Annotated in this window: 12 protein-coding genes; 6 read left to right on the forward strand and 6 right to left on the reverse strand. The window is 66.7% G+C overall.

Annotation, left to right across the window (positions count from 1 at the left end):
* Nucleotides 1–26 precede the first annotated feature (26 nt).
* The 3 genes from DFR40_RS08245 to DFR40_RS08255 all read left to right on the forward strand — a co-directional run bounded on the left by DFR40_RS08245 (nt 27) and on the right by DFR40_RS08255 (nt 4706).
* Nucleotides 27–1805, forward strand: a complete 1779-nt coding sequence (locus DFR40_RS08245) for an acyl-CoA dehydrogenase C-terminal domain-containing protein (RefSeq protein WP_121458012.1) — start codon at nt 27–29, stop codon at nt 1803–1805.
* Nucleotides 1806–1814: 9 nt separating this feature from the next.
* On the forward strand, nt 1815–3452 hold the full coding sequence (locus DFR40_RS08250) for an electron transfer flavoprotein-ubiquinone oxidoreductase (RefSeq protein ID WP_121458013.1): 1638 nt from the start codon (nt 1815–1817) through the stop codon (nt 3450–3452).
* Between the two features lie 183 nt (nt 3453–3635).
* Nucleotides 3636–4706, forward strand: coding sequence for a GGDEF domain-containing protein (locus DFR40_RS08255; protein WP_245985643.1), 1071 nt, complete (start codon nt 3636–3638; stop codon nt 4704–4706).
* Here DFR40_RS08255 and DFR40_RS08260 read toward each other — a convergent pair.
* Genes DFR40_RS08260 through DFR40_RS08280 form a run of 5 tightly spaced genes read right to left on the reverse strand, consistent with a single transcriptional unit; the run spans nt 4682 to nt 13733 of the window.
* A complete protein-coding gene (locus DFR40_RS08260) occupies nt 4682–6670 on the reverse strand; it encodes an ATP-binding protein (protein ID WP_121458014.1) in 1989 nt (662 codons plus the stop codon). The genes DFR40_RS08255 and DFR40_RS08260 overlap by 25 nt on opposite strands.
* Before the next feature lie 10 nt (nt 6671–6680).
* Complete coding sequence (locus DFR40_RS08265) at nt 6681–7238, reverse strand: response regulator (protein ID WP_121458015.1); 558 nt, start codon at nt 7236–7238, stop codon at nt 6681–6683.
* Nucleotides 7235–8551, reverse strand: a complete 1317-nt coding sequence (nosR, locus tag DFR40_RS08270) for a response regulator c-di-GMP phosphodiesterase, NosR family (RefSeq protein ID WP_121458016.1) — start codon at nt 8549–8551, stop codon at nt 7235–7237. The genes DFR40_RS08265 and nosR overlap by 4 nt, the downstream gene beginning before the upstream one ends.
* Nucleotides 8548–10779, reverse strand: coding sequence for a PAS domain-containing protein (locus DFR40_RS08275; protein WP_121458017.1), 2232 nt, complete (start codon nt 10777–10779; stop codon nt 8548–8550). Before DFR40_RS08275 ends, nosR begins: the two co-directional genes overlap by 4 nt.
* Nucleotides 10779–13733 (reverse strand): EAL domain-containing protein, encoded by a 2955-nt coding sequence (locus DFR40_RS08280; protein ID WP_121458018.1) that lies wholly within the window; start codon nt 13731–13733, stop codon nt 10779–10781. Before DFR40_RS08280 ends, DFR40_RS08275 begins: the two co-directional genes overlap by 1 nt.
* 148 nt (nt 13734–13881) lie before the next feature.
* Between DFR40_RS08280 and gpmI the strand changes: the two genes are divergently transcribed.
* The 3 genes from gpmI to DFR40_RS08295 are packed head-to-tail and all read left to right on the forward strand — an operon-like array spanning nt 13882 to nt 17618.
* A complete protein-coding gene (gene gpmI / locus DFR40_RS08285) occupies nt 13882–15522 on the forward strand; it encodes a 2,3-bisphosphoglycerate-independent phosphoglycerate mutase (protein ID WP_121458019.1) in 1641 nt (546 codons plus the stop codon).
* Between the two features lie 3 nt (nt 15523–15525).
* Nucleotides 15526–16998, forward strand: coding sequence for a PAS domain-containing sensor histidine kinase (locus DFR40_RS08290; RefSeq protein WP_121458020.1), 1473 nt, complete (start codon nt 15526–15528; stop codon nt 16996–16998).
* Nucleotides 16995–17618 (forward strand): response regulator, encoded by a 624-nt coding sequence (locus DFR40_RS08295; RefSeq protein ID WP_121458021.1) that lies wholly within the window; start codon nt 16995–16997, stop codon nt 17616–17618. Before DFR40_RS08290 ends, DFR40_RS08295 begins: the two co-directional genes overlap by 4 nt.
* Before the next feature lie 10 nt (nt 17619–17628).
* Here DFR40_RS08295 and DFR40_RS08300 read toward each other — a convergent pair whose 3' ends face one another.
* Entirely contained in the window at nt 17629–20310 is a 2682-nt protein-coding gene (locus DFR40_RS08300; protein WP_121458022.1) for an ATP-binding protein, read from the reverse strand.
* Nucleotide 20311 lies beyond the last annotated feature (1 nt).

Below are 20311 nucleotides of genomic sequence, written 5' to 3' on the forward strand. Positions count from 1 at the left end.
TCGCCCAGTCTGAAAGGAAGCTGTGAATGAGTACTTACGTCGCCCCGCTGCGGGACATGCAGTTCATTCTGAAGGATATCGCCGGGCTCGAGGAAATCTGCGCCCTGCCCGGTAACGAGGAATGCTCCGTCGACCTGGTCGAATCGATTCTCGACGAGGCGGCCAAGTTCGCCACCGGCGTCCTTGATCCGATCAACCGCAACGGCGACAGCGTCGGTTCGCAGTGCAAGGACGGCGTGGTCACCACCGCCACCGGTTTCAAGGAGGCCTACAAGCTGTTCTGCGAGACCGGCTGGAACGCCATGCCCTTCTCGCCGGAATACGGCGGCCAGGGGCTGCCGGCGTCGGTGACGATGGCGGTCAACGAAATGTGGAAGTCGGCCAACATGGCCTTCGCCCTGTGCCCGATGCTCACCGGTGGCGCCATCGAGGCGATCGCCCACCACGCCTCCGATGAACTCAAGCAGAAATATCTGCCGAAGATGGTCGAAGGTACCTGGACCGGCACGATGAACCTGACCGAGCCGAACGCCGGCTCCGACCTGGCGGCGATCAGCACCAAGGCGAAGAAGCTCGACGACGGCACCTACCTGGTCAGCGGCACCAAGATCTTCATCACCTGGGGCGAGAACGACTGCGCCGAGAACATCATCCACCTGGTGCTCGCCCGCCTGCCGGACGCGCCGCCGGGACTGAAGGGCATCTCGCTGTTCCTGGTGCCGAAGTTCCTGGTCAATGACGACGGTTCGCTGGGGCAGCGCAACGACCTGATCTGCGCCTCGATCGAGCACAAGATGGGCATCCACGGCAGCCCGACGGCGGTGATGTCCTACGGCGAGAAGGAAGGCGCCGTCGGCTACCTGATCGGCGAGGAAAACAAGGGCGTCGGCTACATGTTCACGATGATGAACCATGCCCGCGTCAATGTCGGCCTGGAAGGCGTCGGCATCGCCGAGCGCGCCTACCAGCATGCGCTGTGGTACGCCCGCGAGCGCGTTCAGGGCAAGATCGTCGGCGACAAGTCCGACGAGAAGAAGACCATCCTGCACCACCCCGACGTCCGCCGCCTGCTGATGGAATGCAAGGCGCGCACCGAGGCGATGCGTACGCTGGCCTACTACGCTGCCGCCCAGATCGACAAGGCGCATGCCGGCGATGCCGCCGCCCAGGCGCGCATCGACCTGCTGACGCCGGTGGTCAAGGGCTGGAGCACCGAGCAGGGCGTCGAGCTGACCTCGACCGCGCTGCAGGTCTTCGGCGGCGTCGGCTTCATCGAGGAAACCGGTGCCTGCCAGTACTACCGCGATTCGCGCATCACCACCATCTACGAAGGCACGACCGCGATCCAGGCGAACGACCTGGTCGGCCGCAAGCTGGCCCGCGAGAAGGTGCCGGGTGCGGCGATGAAGGCGATGCTGGCCGAGATCAACGCCACTGCCGACGAGCTGGCGGCGAATCCGGCGCTGGCGAATATTGCGGTCAACCTGAAAAACGGGGCAAATTCGCTGTCGACCGCAACCGACTGGATCATCGCCAACTACGACAGCAACCCGCAGGCGGTGCATGCCGGTTCGGTGCCTTTCCTGCACCTCACCGGGATCGTTGCCGGCGGCTGGCTGATGGCCAAGTCGGCGGGCATCGCCGCCAGCCGCATCGCGGCCGGTGACAGCGACACCTTCTACCCGGCCAAGCTGGCCACCGCCGAGTACTTTGCCACGCACCAGCTGCCGTTCGCCGCGGCCTACGCCGCCGAAGTCACCGGTGGCGCGGCGTCGGTATTCGGCCTGCCGGAAAACCTTTTCTAAGGCGCCATCATGCGGACTGATCGCGACGCGATGGAATACGATGTCGTTATCGTCGGCGGCGGCCCCTCGGGTCTGACCGCGGCGATCCGCATCAAGCAGCAGGCGGCCAAGGCCGGTCGTGAGATCTCGGTGTGCCTGCTCGAGAAGGGCTCGGAAATCGGCGCCCACATCCTCTCCGGCGCGGTCATCGAGACGCGGGCCCTGGCCGAGCTGTTTCCCGACTGGCAGGAGCGCGGCGCGCCGCTGAACACGCCGGCCGCCGAGGATCGCTTCCTGTTCCTCACCGAGGGCGGTTCGTTCAAGCTGCCGACGCCGCCGCAGATGGCCAACCACGGCAACTACATCGTCAGCCTGGGCAACTTCTGCCGCTGGCTCGGCGAGCAGGCGGAAGCCCTCGGCGTCGAGATCTATCCCGGCTTCGCTGCCGCCGAAGTCCTCTACCACGAGGACGGCTCGGTCAAGGGCGTCGCCACCGGCGATCTCGGCATCGGCAAGGACGGCCAGCCCGGCCACAACTTCCAGCCGGGCATGGAACTGCATGCGCGCCAGACGATCTTCGCCGAAGGCTGCCGTGGCTCGCTGACGCGCGAACTGTTCGAGCGCTTCGACCTGCGTGACGGCGCCGATCCGCAGACCTACGGCATCGGCATCAAGGAGTTGTGGGAAATCGACCCGGCCAGGCACCAGCCGGGGCTGATCGTGCATTCGGTGGGCTGGCCGCTGGCCGCCGACACCTACGGCGGTTCCTTCCTCTATCACCTGGAAAACAACCTGGTCGCGGTCGGCTTCGTCGTTGGTCTCGATTACAAGAACCCGTGGCTGTCGCCGTTCGAGGAATTCCAGCGTTACAAGACGCACCCGGCGATCCGCGGCTTCTTCGAAGGCGGCCGGCGGATCTCCTACGGCGCCCGTGCGCTTTCCGAAGGTGGCTTCCAGTCGCTGCCGCGGCTGACCTTCCCGGGCGGCCTGCTGATCGGCGATACCGCCGGCTTCCTCAACGTGCCCAAGATCAAGGGCACGCACATGGCCATGCAATCGGCGCTGCTCGCCGCCGACGCGGTCTGCGAACTGCTCGCCGCAGAAACGCCGGCCGCCGAGGCCGGCGCCTATCCGGCGCAGCTGCGCAAGAGCTGGCTGTGGGACGAATTGCACCGCGTCCGCAACATCCGCCCGGCCTTCCGCTGGGGCCTGTTCGGCGGTCTCGCCTACGGCGCCCTCGACACCTTCGTGCTGCGCGGCAAGGCGCCGTGGACGCTCGGCCACCACGACGATCACACGCAACTTGGCGAGAAGTCGGCCTATCCCAGGATCGACTACCCGAAACCGGACGGCAAGCTCAGCTTCGACCGCCTCTCGTCGGTCTTCCTGTCGGCGACCAACCACGAGGAAAACCAGCCCAGCCACCTGCGCCTGAAGGACGAGGCGGTGCCGGTGTCGGTCAATTACGCCCGCTACGGGGCGCCGGAGACGCGTTACTGCCCGGCCGGCGTCTACGAGATCCTCGGCGAGGAGGAGGGCGCGCCGCGCTTGCAGATCAACGCCCAGAACTGCCTGCACTGCAAGACCTGCGACATCAAGGATCCGACCCAGAACATCGTGTGGACGGTGCCCGAGGGCGGCGGCGGGCCGAACTATCCGAACATGTAACGCTTTACTCTGCGTAAGGGACCAGGGAGAACAGCAATCGACCGAGTCTCTTTCCTTCGGGGGCCGCTGGCCCCCTTTTTTTTGTAAGTCCTTCTTTACAAAAATTGTTCCTTGCATGAGGTCGGCGCATTACCATACGCAGTCGGTTTACAGGCAGGCCTTTCCGGTCCTTACGAAATGCGCATGTTGAACAACAGCAACCCGCTCCGGGTGCCCGGCCTGCTTGGCAAGCTGGGGGTGATGACCTCGATCCGCGATACCGAACTGCTCGAACAGAGCCTCCTGCGCACGCTCGGCCCGCTGCTCGGTGTGCTCGATACCTCGCTCTACCGCCTCGACGATGCCCAGTTGCTGGCCCGGGTCATCCACTACCATCGCTCCAAGGTCGTCGATGGCGATGGGGTGGCGCGGATGGTCGAGCGGGTCGAGGAAATCGTCCAGCTCTCCGACGTTCCGCCGGAAGTCATTGCGTTGACCGAAAACGTCCGCCTGCTCGGCAAGCCGTGCACCCGGGCGGTTGACGGTGAAATGCTGATCGCCTACCCGCTGCTCGGCGACGACGAGGTGTGCGGCTATTTCGTCTTCAAGCGCGACCGCGAGGCGTCGCCGAACGAGGATGCGACGATCCGCGGCGTCCTCGAGGTCTTCTCGAACTACTACGCGCTGCTCGACGTCAGCCAGCGCGACCGGCTGACCGGTCTGCTCAACCGCCAGGCGCTGGAAAACAATTTCGAGCGCATCTGGTCGGCGATGGTCCGCCCCGACTGTTTCCACGAGCGCGAGGACGGCCGGCGCAGCCAGTTGCCGAGCAAGTTCTGGCTGGCGGTGATCGACATCGACCACTTCAAGCGGATCAACGACACCTTCGGCCACATGGTCGGCGACGAGATCCTGCTCCTCGCCTCGCGCCTGATGCAGGCGACCTTCCGCTCGTCCGACCTGCTCTACCGCTACGGCGGCGAGGAGTTCGTCGCGATCATCTCGGCCGAGAACGAGGCGATTGCCCGCAACGTCTTCGAGCGCGTGCGGCTGGCCATCGAAGCGCACATTTTTCCCCGGATCGAGGCGTTGACCGTCAGCATCGGCTACGCCGAGGTCGATGCGACGATCCTGCCGGTCGAAGTGCTCAGCCGCGCCGACCGCAGTCTCTACCAGGCCAAGCAGGACGGCCGCAACCGCGTCTACGATTTCCAGGAACTGGTCGATCGCGGCATCTTCGCCAGCCCCAGCTACGGCGAGGCCGAGCTGTTCTGATCCGGCGGCGTCACCGGTAGCCAGATCCGGAAGCGGGTACCGCGGCCGGGCTCGCTGGCGACGTCAAGCCGACCGTGGTGGCGCTTGACGACGATATCGTAGGAAATCGACAGGCCGAGGCCGGTGCCCTTGCCGACCGGCTTGGTCGTGAAGAAGGGCTCGAAGATCCGCTGGCGGACTTCCGGCGGCATGCCGGTGCCGGTGTCCTCGACCTCGAACCAGACATGCTCACGGTCGACCCCGGAACGGACGAAAATCTTGCCGTGCTCGGGAATCGCCTGTGCGGCGTTGACCAGCAGGTTCATGAAGACCTGGTTGAGCTGCGCCGGCACGCAATCGACCGCGGGCAGCTCGCCGAGCTCGACGATCACGTCGGCCTTGTACTTGAGTTCGTTGCGCACGACGTTGAGCGTGCTGCTCAGCGCCGCGTTGAGGTCGGCGTGCTGGCGCTCGGCCTGGTCGACGCGCGAGAAGTCCTTGAGGTCCTGGACGATGCGGGTGACCCGGTCGAGGCCATCCTGCGATTCGCTGATCAACGCCGGCAGGTCCTCGCGCAGGAACTCCAGATCGGCCTTCTGGCGGGCACGGGCGATCGCTTCCGGCTGGCCCGATTCGTAGGCATCGACCAGCTCGAGCAGGTGCGCGGTATAGCCCTTGAGCGTTCCCAGGTTGGAATTGACGAACCCGACCGGGTTGTTGATTTCGTGGGCGACGCCGGCCGCCAGCTGGCCGATCGCCGCCATCTTTTCCGATTGCAGGACTTGTTGCTGGGCGGCCTCGACCTTGCGCAGCAGTTCGCTCAATTCTTCATGCTCGCGCGCCAGCTGGCGGTTGGCCTGCTCGAGCGCGCCGGTGCGTTCGGCAACCTGGGCTTCGAGCTGGCCCTGGTACTGGAGCAGCTGCGCTTCGGCCTGATGCCGTTCGCTGACGTCCTGCAGGGTCTCGATGGCGCCGACGACCTTGCCGTCGGCGTCGCGGATCGGTGCGGCGGTGAAGAACAGCCAGCGGCCGCCGTCGCCGAGGTGGGGAAAGAAACTCTCCGCTTCGAAGGCATCCGGGACCGTCTTCGAGCGCCGGAAGATGTTGTGGTAATAGGTGTTGAAGCGTTCCTCGAGGCTGCCGTCGACGATCAGGTCGGCCATGATCGGCCGCGACTCGGGATAGAAGGCCTGCCATTGGTTCCAGGTGCCGACCATGGTTTCCGACGGGAGACCGCTGATCGCGGCACAGGCCTTGTTCCAGTGGGTGATCCGGTGGCTGGCGTCGATCACCAGGGTCGGCACCGGGTCGCCGTCGATGATCTGCGACAGGTAGTGCTGCATGTGCCGCCGGGCTTCGCTGGCACGCTTGTGTTCCGATTCGAGCAGCTTGCGGTTGCTTTCGCGCAGCGCCTCGGTGCGTTCGACGACCTTGGCCTCGAGATTGCGGTTGAGTTCGCCGAGCGCGTCGTTGCGTTCGCTGATGATCCGGTAGAGCGCGGCCATCGCGTCGAGCATGCTCGACGTCGCCGGGTCGGCGGCCTGTTCGCTTTCGCTGGCATAGGCTTCGGCCGCCGGTACGCCGCGGCGGATGGCGGCGATCTGGCGGGCCATTGACTGGTCCATGCCGAGGATGTGCTGGGCCAGCCAGGCAGTCAGGTAGTTGACCAGGTTTTCCAGGCTGACGCTGCCGACGGGCAGGGCGCTCAGCTTGCCGACCTGCTCGGCGAAGCCGCGATGCACGGTGGCGTGGCGGGCGACGAAGCGGGGGTCGCAGCCGCCGCTTTCCATCAGCGCTTCCTCATGGGCGAAGTGCAGCGCGGCGTAGGCAATCAGCTGGTCGAGCGCGGCCTGGACCGTTTCGGCGGCGACGTATTTCGACTGCAGTCCGATCAGCGAGTTGATCAGCCGGACCAGTTCGCGGTGTTCGTCGTCGACGCCGGTTTCGCCGGTGACGAAGCGCTGATCCCAGACGAAGGCGTCCATGCCTTTCCTTTCAGTCGGTGACGTCGTCGAGGATGACCGAGCCGTCCGGCCCCCAGTTGACCCGTGTGATGCCCGGCTCGATCCGTTCGAGGCGTTCGGCCTCGACCTGCTCGGCGCTCTTGTCGCCCATCTCGAGGCGGATCAGGTCGGCCAGCTGGCGATTCTCCAGCAGCAGTTGGCGGTGCGCCAGCGCCTGCCCGATCGCCGACATCAATTCGTAGTCGTTCCACGGTTTGCCGACGAAGCGGTCGATGCCGACCTCGTTGACCGCGCGCACCAGTGCGTTCAGGTCGGCATAGCCGGAGAGGATCAGGCGCGCGGCGTCCGGCCAGAGCGTCCGGGCCGCCTTGAGGAACTCGATGCCGTCCATTTCCGGCATGCGGTAGTCGCTGACGAAAAGGTCGAATTCCTGGGTGCGGGCCAGTTGCAGCGCCGTCAGCGGCGAACTGGCGGTGACCACCTCGAGTTCGAACTGGCGCCCGCCGTAGCAGCAGGGCGCGGCACGCAGCAGGCGCTGCAGGGACTTCAGGATCGACGGTTCGTCGTCGACGATGAGGACGCGGCTCATTTTTCCTCCTGGCGGATGTGGACCGTGAGATTGTGCTGCTCGACCTGCTCCATCCGCACCAGCTGGCTGATGATCTCGGCCTTGAGCACGCTGCCGGCGGCGAGCAGCAGGTAGCCGTCGCGATGCATCAGGTCGCGGCTGACGGTCATGCCCGGCTTGAGGTGCATGGTGCGCAGCGGGAGCTCGACCGGACCCTCCTTCAGCGTCTCGCCGATCAGCTTGACGAAGACCTCGACGACGCCCGGGTCGTAGCGCTTGCCGCTGTTCTCGGCGATGAAATCGAGTGCCTCGGCCGGTTTCAGCGGCCGCTGCACCAGCGTGCCGACCTGCAGCGCATCGTAGTCGTTGGCCACCATCAGGATCCGCGCACCGAGCGGGATCGCCAGGCCGGCCAGGCGGTCTGGGTAGCCACTGCCGTCGTAGCACTCGTGGTGGTGGCGAACGATCAGCGCGGCGTCGCGAAAGCGTTCGATGCCGATCAGGATGTTCTGGCCGATGGCCGGATGCTTCATCACCAGCGCACGCTGCTCGCCGCTCAGCGTGTTCCACGGCTTGCCGAGCAGGTCGTCGGGCAGGCCGATCTTGCCGATGTCGTGGAGCAGACCGGCGAGCATGATGTTCTGGGCTTCGCCGTCGGACAGCGCAAGCCGCCTGGCGACGGCGCGGGCGTGTTCGGCGACGCGCCGGCCATGCCCTGCCAGCTGCTTGCCGGCCGGTCCGCTGCGCAGCTCGATCAGCCCGGCGAAGACCTGAACGCTGGTCATGAAGGACTTCTTCAGTTCGCCGTGTGCCTGTTCGACGAAGCTCAGTGCCTGGCGCAGTTCGGCGGTGCGTTCGGCGACCTTCTGTTCGAGGCTGGCGTTGAGCGTCTTCAGTTCGTCGTTCTGCGCCTGGGTCAGCGCGGTCAGCCGGCGGTTCTCGCTTTCCAGGCGCTGTCGTTCGCAGGCTTCGCGGACGACGGTGAGCATCTCGGTGTCGTCCCACGGCTTGGCAATGTAGCGATAGATCTCGCCTTCGTTGATCGCCGAGACCGTCGAGGTGATGTCGGCATAGCCGGTGAGCAGGATGCGCATGGCCCGCGGCCAGCGCTGGCGGACGGCCTTGAGGAAGGTGGCGCCGTCCATCTCGGGCATGCGCATGTCGGAGATGACCAGGTCGATCGTCTCCTGTTCGAGGATGGCCAGGCCGGCGGCGCCGCTCTCGGCGGTGAAGATGCGGTAGCCCTGCGGCCGGAACAGCCGGCGCAGCGCGGAAAGGATGCTCGGTTCGTCGTCGACCAGCAGCAGGCTGGGCGCGGTACCGGTGTCGGTCATTGGTGCTGCTCCTGTACGGGGGCGCTGGCCGGGCGGATCGGCAGCACGATGCGGAAGGTCGTGCCCTGCCCGGGGACGCTGTCGACGGTGATTTCGCCCTGGTGGCGCTGGACGATGTTGTACGAAACCGAGAGGCCGAGGCCGGTGCCCTTGCCGATCGGCTTGGTCGTGAAGAAGGGTTCGAAGATGCGCCGCTGGTTCTCCGGCGCGATGCCGCAGCCGGTGTCGGCGATCTCGATGAAGACCCGTTCGCCGTCGAGGCGGCCGCTGCGGATGGTGATCGTGCCCTGCTGCTCGATTGCGTGCCCGGCATTGACCAGCAGGTTCATGAACACCTGATTGAGCTGGGAGATCAGACAATAGACCGGCGGCAGCTCGCCGTATTCCTTGACCACCCGGCACTTGTACTTGAGCTCGTTCCAGACGATGTTCAAGGTCGAGTCGATGCCCTGGTGCAGGTCAGCCTCCTGCCATTCCTGCTCGCCGACGCGCGAGAAGGTCTTCAGGTCCTGGACGATCTTGCGCACGCGGCCGAGGCCGTCCTTCGATTCGGCGAGCAGCTTGAAGATGTCCTCGCGGATGAAGTCGAAATCGCGCTCCTCGCGCAGCTGGGCGATCGCCCTCAGGCCGGGGCTGTCGTCGCCCTGCGCCTGGGCCGCTGTCGCGTAGGCGTCGACGATGGTCATCAGGTCGTTGAGGTAACCGTCGAGGGTGCCCAGGTTGGAGTGCACGAAGCCGATCGGATTGTTCAGCTCGTGGGCGATGCCGGCCGCCAGCTGGCCGATCGAGGCCATCTTCTCGGATTGCAGCAGCTGGTTGTTGGCCTCCTCCAGGCGCTTGTTCAGTTGCTGCTGGTGGGCCAGGTTCTCGGCGAGTTGCTGCTGCTGGCGCTTGCGCTCGCTGATGTCGGTGAGGACGCCGTCGTAGAACACCGGCAGCCCGTGCTCGTCGCGCGTCACCTGGGTACGGTCGACGACCCAGATGACCTGTTTTTCGGCGGTGATCAGCCGGTATTCCTGCTCGTAGCCGGGCACGCCTTCCGCCGTGTGCCGCATCACCTCCTGGACGATCCTGGGCAGATCGTCGGGATGGACGATGCTGGCGAAGTCCGGCTGGCCGGACTGCAGCTGCGCCGGGCTGTAGCCCCATTGGCGGACGTTGTCGGAGACGAAGACGACCGGCCAGCCGTTGCTCGCCGACCAGCGGAAGCAGACCACCGGGCTGGCATTGACGACCTGCATGGCCAGCCGCAAGGCCTTGTCGGCGCGCTGGCGACGGACGATGCGCCAGGTTTCGTTGGCGATCAGCTGGACCGTCTCGACGTCGTAGGCATCGTAGTCGGCGTCCTTGTTGCCGACGCCGGCCATCATCCGCACGCTGCCGTTTTCGACGACCGGGATGCTGAGCAGGCGGACCAGTTGCGAATGGCCGTCGGGCAATCCGCGCCGGTTGTCGGCGCTGGCGTAGTCGTTCACCACCAGCGGGCGGCCGGTGCGCGCAGCGTCGGCCCAGATGCCGGCCTGGCTGATCGGGTAGTGGCGGTCGGCGACGGCGTTGCAGTATTTTTCCAGCGTGTTGCGCGACCAGGCGACCAGTTCGATGCTCTCGCCGTCGTCGTTGAGAAAGTGCATGAAGCCGATCCGGCTTCCGGTCAGCGCCTCGGCACGCTCCAGCGCGTACTGCATGAAATCGCGCTCGTCGAGGCTTTCGGCCCGCCGCGGCAGTTCGATCAGGACCGTCGAACGGTCGACCTGGCTGGCGAACTGTTTTTCGGCCAGCTGGCGCTGCGTGATGTCCTCGATGATCACGGTGAAGTAATCGACCTGGCGGTTGCTCAGGCGGATCGCCTGGGCTGCCAGGTTGACGAAGACGATGCTGCCGTCCGGGCGCAGGAAGCGCTTCTCGAGGGTGAAGCCGTCACGCTCGTCGCGCAGCACGGCGTCGAACAGCTGCAGGTTGATCTCGCGGTCGTCGGGATGGGTCAGTTCGATCCAGTCGCAGCTGGTCAAGACCTCGGCCGGGGCGCCGAGCATCCGGCACAGTGCGGGATTGACCTCGATCCAGCGCCGGCTTGCGGTCGAGCGTGCCATGCCGACCGTGGCATTGTCGAAGATCGCCCGGAAGTGAAGTTTCTCCCGCTGCAGCCGGGCGAGCGGCAGCAGCGCCAGGAGCAGCGCCGCGCCGCCGATGGTCGCCAGGCCCAGCCAGGACAGGTCGAGGCCGGGCATCAGCTGTCCTCCGCCGGTGGCTGGGGACGGGTTTCCTTGGCCAGCCGGAAGGCATCGCGGATTTCCTCGCGCAGCTGGTCGTCGTCCCACGGCTTGGTCAGGAACTTGTAGATGGCGCCGCGGTTGATCGCGCCGGTGATCGAGTCCACATCGGTATAGCCGGTGAGGATGATGCGGATGCTTTCCGGGTAGAGCTGGCGCACGCGGGCGAGGAACTCGGTGCCCGACATCTCGGGCATGCGCTGGTCGGAGAGAACCACCTGCACCGGCTGCTTGGCCAGGTGCTCGAAGGCTTCGCGCGGCGACGTCGCGTTCAGGATCTGGAAGCCTTCGCGGCGCAGCAGGCGGGTCAGCGCGTTGAGGATGTTCGGCTCGTCGTCGACGATCAGCAGGGTCTGCTTGCCTGCCGACGGCAGGTCGGCGATCGGCAGCGTCGTCCGCCCGGCCAGCAGTTGCTCGAAAGCGGCGGCCGGCAGCGCCGGGCTGAACAGGAAACCCTGGATCGCATCGCACCGGCGGCCGCGCAGGAAGCGCGCCTGGGCCTCGGTTTCGACGCCTTCGGCGAGGATCGCCAGGTTGAGGCTGCGGGCCATCACGATCGCCGAGGTGGCGATGGCCGCGTTGACCGGATTCTCGATGATGTCGCGGACGAAGCTCTGGTCGATCTTGATCTTGTCGAACGGAAAGCGCGATACGTAGGACAACGACGAATAGCCGGTGCCGAAATCGTCGAGCGAGAGCTTGACGCCGAGCTGCTTGAGCTTGCGGCACATGGCGATGGCTTCGTCGACGTCGTCGATGAAGGCGCTTTCGGTGATTTCCAGTTCGAGCGCGCTGGCCGGCAGGCCGCTGTCGGCCAGGCAGCGGGCGACCAGTTGCTCGAGGTTGGCCTGGCGGAACTGGCGCGCCGAGAGATTCACCGCCAGCCGCAGCGGTGCGCCGAGCCCGAGGTCGTGCCAGCGCCGGGCTTGTCGGCAGGCTGTAGCGAGCACCCACTCGCCGATTGCCAGGATCATTCCGTTGTCTTCGGCCAGCGGGATGAACTCGCCCGGCGAAACGGTGCCGAACTGCGGGCTGTGCCAGCGCAGCAGGGCTTCCATGCCGATCACCCGGCCGCTGTCGAGGCTGACCTGGGGCTGGTAATGGACGTCGAGTTCGCCGTTCTTCAGGGCGTCGCGCAGGGCGCTTTCGAGGCCGAGCCGGCGCGCTGCGTCGGCGTTCATCTCCGGAGCGTAGAAGCGGAAGGTGTTGCGCCCGGCCTGCTTGGCCCGCGCCAGCGCGATGTCGGCACAGCCGAGCAGTTCGTCGGCGCGGCTGCCGTCGCGTGGCGCCAGGCTGATGCCGATGCTGGCGGTGAGGGCCAGCGACTGGCCTTCGACCTCGAAGGGGACAGCGATCGATTCGAGCAGGCGCTGGGTCAGCGCCAGGACGTCGCTCTCATGGCCGAGGTTGGCCATGACGAAACCGAACTCGGTCCCGGAGCGGCGGCCGACGGTGTCGCCGTCGCGGACCAGCTGCTTCAGCCGGCGGGAAATTTCCTGCAGCAATGCGTCGCCGACCGGTGCCCCGAAGTTTTCGTTGACCACCCGGAAACGGTCGAGGTCGAGCAGGATCACCGCCGTCTGCCGCTCGAAGCGATGGGCGTTGATCAGTGCCTGGTCGAGGCGGTCGGTGAGCAGGCTGCGGTTGGGCAGGTCGGTCAGCGGGTCGAAGCTCGACAGGTACTGGATGCGTTCCGCTGCCTGCTGGCGTTCCGAAAGATCGCTGAACAGCCCGACGTAGTGCGTCAGCCGGCCGCCCGGATCGCGCACCGCCGAGATGCTCAGCCATTCGGTGACCCGCTCGCCGTTCTTGCGCCGGTTGGTGATTTCGCCCTGCCAGCTGTCCTGGCGCTTGAGCGTCTCCCACATCGCCTGGTAGAAGGCCTGCCCGTGCTGGCCGGACTTGAGCAGGGCCGGCGTGCGGCCGATCACTTCGCCGGCGCTGTAGCCGGTTACGCGCAGGAATGCCTGGTTGACCGTGAGAATCCGGCAGTCCGGGTCGGTGATGCAGATACCGTCGCTGATGCCGGTGAACACCACCGAGCTGAGCTGGCGTTCGATGTCGATTTGCTTGCGCCGGCTGATGTCGGCGATCGTTCCGGCGGTCAATGCCGGTGCTCCGCCGGGGTCGAGGTGGAGTGCCTGGCCGCGGCCTTCGACCCACAGCCAGCGGCCGTCGGCATGGCGCATGCGGAATTCCTCGACGGCGATCTCGCCGCCTGGTGCCGGCGGGTTGCGCATTGCCGCCTCGATCCGCGCGCGGTCCTCGGGGTGGATGTAGGCGAAACTCTCGACCAGGGTCGTCGGCGAACTGTCCAGTCCGAGCATCCGGCACAGGTCGCCGTTCCATTCGATGCGGGCACTGGCGTGATGGTATTCCCAGATGCCCAGGCCGGAAGCCGACAGCGTCAGCTGCAGGCGGGTCGCCAGCTGCTGGTTTTCCGCCAGCCGGCGGCGGACTTCATGTTCGAGGCCGGCGTTCTGCCGGGTCAGCTGGTCGCGCGCCAGCTTGAGGTCGAGATGGTTGCGTACCCGGGCACGGAAGACCGCGGCCTGCAGCGGCTTGGTGATGTAGTCAACGGCGCCCTCGAGGAGGCCGGATTGTTCGTCGCTGGGCGAGTTGAGCGCGGTGACGAAGATCACCGGGATCTGCCGCGTCGCCGGGTTGGCGCGCAAGCGGGCGAGGACCGCGTGGCCGTCCATGCCCGGCATCATCACGTCGAGCAGGATCAGGTCCGGCTGCGGCGTTGCCTCGGCCTGCGCCAGTGCGCTCTGCCCGTTTTCGGCCAGGCGAATGTCGACGTCGAGGGCCTCGAGCATTACCGAGGCCACCGCCAGATTTGCCGGCAGGTCGTCGACGGCCAGCACGACCGGGCGTTGCGGTATGCCTTGCGGATCGTCCGGGACGGCCATCTGATGCTCCTTGCGGATTTGCCAGTATTGTCATTTTGACCCCGAGTTTCGATCGTGGCAAGCACTAGCGGTTAAAATATGCCTCCTTTTGCTTGTCATCGACCGGCGGCGCCGAGCCCCCGGTCGGCCACTTTCGCAGGAATCCCGCATGCTGCAGAAACTCGCCTCCTTCCCCGGCGTCGCCGGTCCGGTCGTCGTCATCGTCATGGACGGCTACGGCCTGCCCGCCAACGATACCGGGAGCGCCATCGCCGCCGCCCGCAAGCCAACCCTCGACGCGCTCTTCGCCAGCGCCCCGCACATCCGCTTGCGGGCGCACGGGACCGCGGTCGGCATGCCGTCCGATGACGACATGGGCAATTCCGAGGTCGGCCACAATGCGATCGGCGCCGGCCAGGTCTATGCGCAGGGGGCCGCGCTGGTCGCCAATGCGATTGCCGAAGGCGCCATCTGGAACGGCCAGGCGTGGCAGGAAATCGTTGCCGGCGCGAAGGCCGGGCGCGGTGTCGTGCATTTCATCGGCCTGTTTTCGGACGGCAACGTGCATAGCCACATTGACCATCTCAAGGCGATGGTCGAGCGGGCCAAGGCCGAGGGCGTGCGGACGGTGCGCATTCATGCCTTGCTCGACGGCCGCGATGTGCCGGAAACCAGCGCCCTCGACTATGTCGTGCCTTTCGAGGCTTTCCTCGCCGGCATCAGCGACGCCGGCTTCGACGCCCGCATTGCTTCCGGCGGCGGTCGCCAGTACATCACCATGGACCGCTACGACGCCAACTGGGCGATGGTCGAGAAAGGCTGGCGCACGCACGTGCTCGGCGAAGGCCGCCAGTTTGCGAATGCGACGGCTGCGGTCAACGGCCTGCGCGAGCAAAATCCCGGGACCATCGACCAGGATCTGCCGGAATTCGTCGTCGCCGATGCCGGTCAGCCGATCGGCACGATCGAGGACGGCGATTCGGTGGTTTTCTTCAACTTCCGTGGCGACCGCGCGATCGAGATCACCCGCGCCTTCGTCGAAGCCGATTTCGCCAAGTTCGATCGTGTCCGCCACCCGCAGGTGACCTACGCCGGCATGCTCCAGTACGACGGCGACCTGCAGTTGCCGAAGCGTTTCCTGGTGGCGCCGCCGGCGATCAAGGAAACCTCCGGCGAATGGTTCAGCAAGATGGGACTGGCCCAGTTCGCCTGTTCCGAGACGCAGAAGTTCGGCCACGTCACCTATTTCTGGAACGGCAACCGCTCCGGCAGGTTTGCCGGCGAAACCTGGCAGGAAGTCCCGAGCGACGTCGTGCCCTTCGAGCAGCGGCCGTGGATGAAGGCGGCCGAGATCGCCGATGCGATGATCGCGGCGATCCAGTCCGGCCAGTACCGGGTGCTTCGCTGCAACTTCGCCAACGGCGACATGGTCGGCCACACCGGCAACTTCCGCGCTGCGACCATGGCCGTGGAGGCCGTCGATCTGGCGCTCGGCCGCCTGCTCAAGGCGGTCGAGGCGGCCGGCGGGGTCGCGCTGATCACCGCCGACCACGGTAATGCCGACGAGATGTTCGAGCTCGACAAGAAGAGCGGGCAGCCGGCCCGCCATCCCGACGGCTCGTTCAAGGCGAAGACGGCGCACACCCTCAACCCGGTGCCGCTGATCCTCTTCGACTGCGCCAGCGGCGGTCGTCTTGGCCTGCGCCAGACGGAGGGCGCCGGTCTTTCGAACATCGCCGCGACGGTTGCCAACCTGCTCGGACTGGCCGCGCATCCGGCCTGGGACGAGAGCCTGCTCGAGGTTTCCTGAGCCGTGCCGGCGGCAGGTGTCCCCTGCCAGCGCGAGCTGCTGGCCATCCTCGACCACCTGCCGGCGATGATCGGCTACTGGGATCGCGAGCTGCGCAACCGCTTCGCCAACCGTGCCTATCGCGAGTGGCTGGGGGTGGCAGATGCCGACCTGGAAGGCCGGCATCTGCGCGAGTTGCTCGGCGAGGCGCGTTTTCGCGCCAAGCAGCCGTACATCGAAGCAGTCCTGCGCGGCGAGCCGCAACTCTTCGAGCGGGTGACGCCGGCGCCCGACGACGGTCGCCTGCGGCATTCGCTTGCCAATTACATACCGGACACGGTCGACGGTGAAATTTACGGGTTTTTCGTCCAGGTCTCGGACATCAGCGAGATCCGCGAGGCCGAGCGCCACCTGCAGCTGAGCGAGGCGCGCTATCGCGCCGTGCTCGAGGGCCAGACCGAATTGATCTCGCGGCTGCGTGCCGACGGCAGCTATCTTTTCGTCAACGAAGCTTACTGCCGTTTCTTCGGGCGTAGCCGGGCGTCGCTGATCGGCGCCTCGTGGCGGCCGGTCGCCCATGCCGACGACCTGCCGATGATCGAGGCGGCGCTCGCCGGCCTCTCGCCGGCGCAGCCGGTGGTCACTGTCGAGAACCGGGTCTTCTCGGCGAACGGCGAGCTGCGCTGGATGCAGTTCGTCAATCGCGGCTTCTTCGACGGCGCCGGGCGCCTGCTCGAAATCCAGTCGGTCGGCCGCGACATCACCGAGCGCAAGCTGGCCGAACTGGCCGAGCGCGAGGCCAACGAACAGCTCGAGCGGCGGGTTGCCGAACGTACCGCCGAGTTGCGCAAGCTGGCGGTCGACATGACGCTGGCCGAAGAAAACGAACGCCGCGAAATCGCCCGCGACCTGCACGACGACCTCGGTCAGCTGCTGCACGTGGTCCGCATCAAGCTCGAGATGCTCGGCCGGATGAAACTGTCACAGGACGGCGGCGCGATGCTGCGGCAGATCGAGCTGCTGGTGTCCGACGCCAGTTCGCGGGTACGCTCGCTGACCGCGCAACTGAGTCCGCCGGTGCTCGAGAAGCTCGGCCTGGTGCCGGCGCTGTACTGGCTGGCCGCCGAATTCGGCGAACTCTACGGCCTCGACGTGGCCGTGCTTGCCGACGGCGAGGGGGGCGGCTTCGCGCCGGTGCAATCGTCGCTGCTGTTCCGCTGTGCCCGCGAACTGCTGGTCAATGTCGCCCGTCATTCCGGCTGTGCCGCGGCCAGCGTCAGTCTGCGCGCGACACCGACGGCCTGGGTCCTCAGCGTCAGCGACCGTGGTCGCGGCTGCGCCGACATCGATGCCGCGATGGGCAGCGGCGGCTTCGGTCTGGCCAGCATCCGCGAGCGCATCGGCTACCTGAACGGCAGCACCAGCCTGCGTTCGGTGCCGGGCGAGGGGACCGAGGTGATCCTGAGCATTCCACGCGATGGGGAGAATCTGCCTTGAAATGCATACGACTCGTGGTCGCCGACGACCACCGGATGTTCCGCGAAGCCTTGCGTCTGTCGCTGGCGGCGGCCCGCGACATCGTCTGGGCCGGCGAGGCGGCGACCGGGGCGGAAACGCTGGCGGTGGTCGAGCGCCTGCAGCCGGACATCGTCGTCCTCGACATCGCGCTGCCCGACATGAACGGCGTCGAAGTCGCCCGGCAGCTCCGCCTGTGCTCTCCGCAGAGCCGGCTGCTGGCGCTGTCCGGCTACGACGAGCGGATGTTCATCGAGGCCATGCTCAGTGCCGGCGCCCAAGGCTACGTCGTCAAATCGGCCGGCGGCGACGAACTGATCGAGGCGATCCGCAAGGTCGCCAGCGGTGGCCAGTATTTTTCCGGCGATGCTCAGCACAGCCTGAGCCAGGAAAAAGCCGCCGAGGCGGTGCTCAGCCCGCGCGAGCAGCAGGTGCTGCGCCTGCTCGCCGGCGGCCTGCGCAGCGTCCAGATCGGCGCCGAGCTCGGCATCGCGGCGGCGACGGTCGAGGTGCACCGCCGCAACATCAAGGAAAAGCTCGGCCTGCGCAGCGTCGTCGAACTGACCCGCTACGCCATCCGCGCCGGGCTGGTCAGCGCCTGAAGGCGGCGCCTCAGGCGCGGCGCAGCCATTTGTCGAGCAGTGCGAAGAGGTCTTCCGGGCGTACCGGCTTGGCGATGAAATCGTTCATGCCGGCGGCGAAGCAGCGTGCCTTGTCCTCGACGAAGGCGTTTGCCGTCATCGCCAGGATCGGGGTTGCGGCGTAACCCGGCAGTTCGCGGATGCGCCGGGTGGCTTCGAGGCCGTCCATGTTCGGCATCTGCATGTCCATCAGGATCAGGTCGTAGGCCTGTGCCGCCGCCATCTCGACGGCGATCCGGCCGTCCTCGGCGCAGTCGGCGCGGAGGCCGATCTCGTCGAGCAGGATCTGGGTGATCTCGCGATTGATCGGCTCGTCTTCGGCGAGCAGGACCCGCTTCGCCCCGACCGGCGGCTGCCGGGGCAGGGCGCCCGTGGCGGCGGCGGGCTGATCCTGGCGCCGGCGGGCGAGGCGGGCGGTGAACCAGAAGGTGCTGCCCTGGCCGGGGGTGCTGTCGACGCCGACCTGGCCGCCCATCAATTCGGCCAGCTTGCGGGTGATGGCCAGGCCGAGGCCGGTGCCGCCGTATTTGCGGGTGGTCGTGTTGTCGGCCTGTTCGAAAGCGGTGAACAGGCGCCCGAGCGCGTCCGGGGCAATGCCGATGCCGGTGTCGGTGACGCTGAAGCGCAGCAGCAGGGCGTCGGCGCTGCTCGCCTCGATGCTGACGGCGAGGCGGATGCTGCCGCGTTCGGTGAATTTCAGTGCGTTGGTCGCGTAGTTGAGCAAGGCCTGTTGCAGCCGGGTCGGGTCGCCGACCAGATCGTCAGGCAGTTCGGTCGAGGCGACCTCAAGGCGGATGCCGCGGGCGTCGGCGCGTGCCTGCAGCATCGAGACGATGTTGCCGAACAGGCTGTCGACATTGACCGGCAGGGCCTCGAGCGTGAACTTGCCGGCTTCGATCTTCGACAGGTCGAGCACCGCGTTGATGATCTCGAGCAGGTGCGTGCTCGCCGATTCGAGTTTGGCCAGGCGCTCGTTCTGTTCGTCGGTCAGGCCGGCGCGGCGGATCAGGTGGGCCATGCCGGTGATGGCGTTGAGCGGCGTCCGGATTTCGTGGCTCATGTTGGCCAGGAAGGCGCTCTTGGCGATGTTGGCGCTTTCTGCGGCTTCCTTGGCGACGGCCAGTTCGGCGGTGCGGCGGGTGACCAGTTCCTCGAGGTGCTGGCGGTAGTGTTCAAGCTCGGCCTCGGTTCGTCGTGTTTCGGTGATGTCGCGGGCAATCACCATCAGGGCCAGGCGTTCTCCATCCTCGCCGAACAGGGGAATCTTGCGCACCTCGCAGATGCGCGGCGTGCCGCCGGCGGCGTTCAGGGTCTCGATGCTGTACGTGATGCGGCCGCTGGCCCAGGCCTGTTCGTCGGTCAGTTCGCCGTGCGCGTGGAATTCGCGGAAATCGGCGCGTTCGCCGGCCAGCTGGCCGTTGGTCTTGCCGTGCCAGGCGACGTCGCGCAAGCCGAGGGCGCTGGCGGCGGCCTGGTTGACCTGCTGCCAGCGGTTCATGCCGTCCTTGAGCACGACGACGTCGGGCAGCGCGTCGATGAAGCTGCTCAGGCGGGCGTTGCTGGCGCGCAGTGCGGCAGTCGCCTGATGGATGTCGGTGATGTCGCGGAAGGCCACGACCGAGCCGCAATGGCGCCCGTCGCGCCACAGCGGGTTGACCGTGACGATCACCGGGAAGCCGCTGCCGTCCTTGCGCCAGAACCATTCGTCGCCGCTGCGCCGGAGGCCGTCGCCGACCGTCTTGAAGACCGGACAGTCGCAGGCCGGATAGATGCTGCCGTCGGCGCGGCTGTGGTGGAACAGCGCATGGGTGTCGGCGGCCAGGATTTCCTCGGCGCTGTAGCCGAGCAGTTCGCAGGCGGTCGGGTTGACGAAGATGCAGCGCTGGTTCTCGTCGAGACCGAAGACGCCTTCGCCGAGCGCCGCCAGGATCGATTGCTGGCGGTCGAGATGGGTCGCCAGTTCGTCGATGCGGGCTTCGATCGCGCGCGCCATCACCGAGAAGTTGTGGCTCAGTTCGGCGATTTCGTCGGTGCCGGTGACTGGTAGCGGTGCCCGGTAGTCGCCGGCGGCGATGCGGCTGCTCGCCGCGGCCAGCGTCGTCAGGTGCCGGGTCAGCCAGTAACCGGCGACGAACAGTACCAGTGCCGTCAGCAGCACGCCGGCGAGGGCGATCAGGGCGCCCTGCAGCAGCAGTTCGCGGCGGGCCTCGGCGAGGAACTTCAGCGACAGGCCGTAGTGCAGTTCGCCGTAGTGCTGGCCGTAGATCTCGATCGGGAAGCGGCTGTGCAGCACCGGCGGTCCGCTGGCCTCGATGCCCGGTGCCGGCAGTGCCTGGTTTTCCGGCCAGCGGCTGCTGGCCAGGCGGTGGCCCTGCGGGTCGGTGAGCACCATGTATTCGATTTCCTCGCTTTCCTGCCAGCCGTCGAGGATGTCGCGCAGGGTTGCGTAGTCGCGCGAGGCGAGCGGCACGATGACGGCGACCTTGTAGGCTTGCTGGATTGCCGCCTGGTGGCTGAGCGTCTGTTCGTGCAGGCGCTGGTCGATCAGGCGCAGGCCGTTGCCGATGATCAGCGCCAGGACGGCGATCTCGATCGCCAGGCTGGTCAGCAGCAGACGGAAGCGCAGGCTGCGGGTGAAGGCGGGCAGCGGCAAG

The sequence above is a fragment of the Azonexus fungiphilus genome (assembly GCF_003634965.1).
Taxonomy (GTDB): domain Bacteria; phylum Pseudomonadota; class Gammaproteobacteria; order Burkholderiales; family Rhodocyclaceae; genus Azonexus; species Azonexus fungiphilus.

Coding starts and splice junctions, on each gene's coding strand:
- DFR40_RS08265 (WP_121458015.1), bottom strand. CDS start 7,238: ATGAGCCGCGTCCTCATCGTCGACGACGAACCGTCGATCCTGAAGTCC.
- DFR40_RS08280 (WP_121458018.1), bottom strand. CDS start 13,733: ATGGCCGTCCCGGACGATCCGCAAGGCATACCGCAACGCCCGGTCGTG.
- DFR40_RS08245 (WP_121458012.1), top strand. CDS start 27: ATGAGTACTTACGTCGCCCCGCTGCGGGACATGCAGTTCATTCTGAAG.
- DFR40_RS08260 (WP_121458014.1), bottom strand. CDS start 6,670: ATGGACGCCTTCGTCTGGGATCAGCGCTTCGTCACCGGCGAAACCGGC.
- gpmI (WP_121458019.1), top strand. CDS start 13,882: ATGCTGCAGAAACTCGCCTCCTTCCCCGGCGTCGCCGGTCCGGTCGTC.
- DFR40_RS08255 (WP_245985643.1), top strand. CDS start 3,636: ATGTTGAACAACAGCAACCCGCTCCGGGTGCCCGGCCTGCTTGGCAAG.
- nosR (WP_121458016.1), bottom strand. CDS start 8,551: ATGACCGACACCGGTACCGCGCCCAGCCTGCTGCTGGTCGACGACGAA.
- DFR40_RS08250 (WP_121458013.1), top strand. CDS start 1,815: ATGCGGACTGATCGCGACGCGATGGAATACGATGTCGTTATCGTCGGC.
- DFR40_RS08275 (WP_121458017.1), bottom strand. CDS start 10,779: ATGCCCGGCCTCGACCTGTCCTGGCTGGGCCTGGCGACCATCGGCGGC.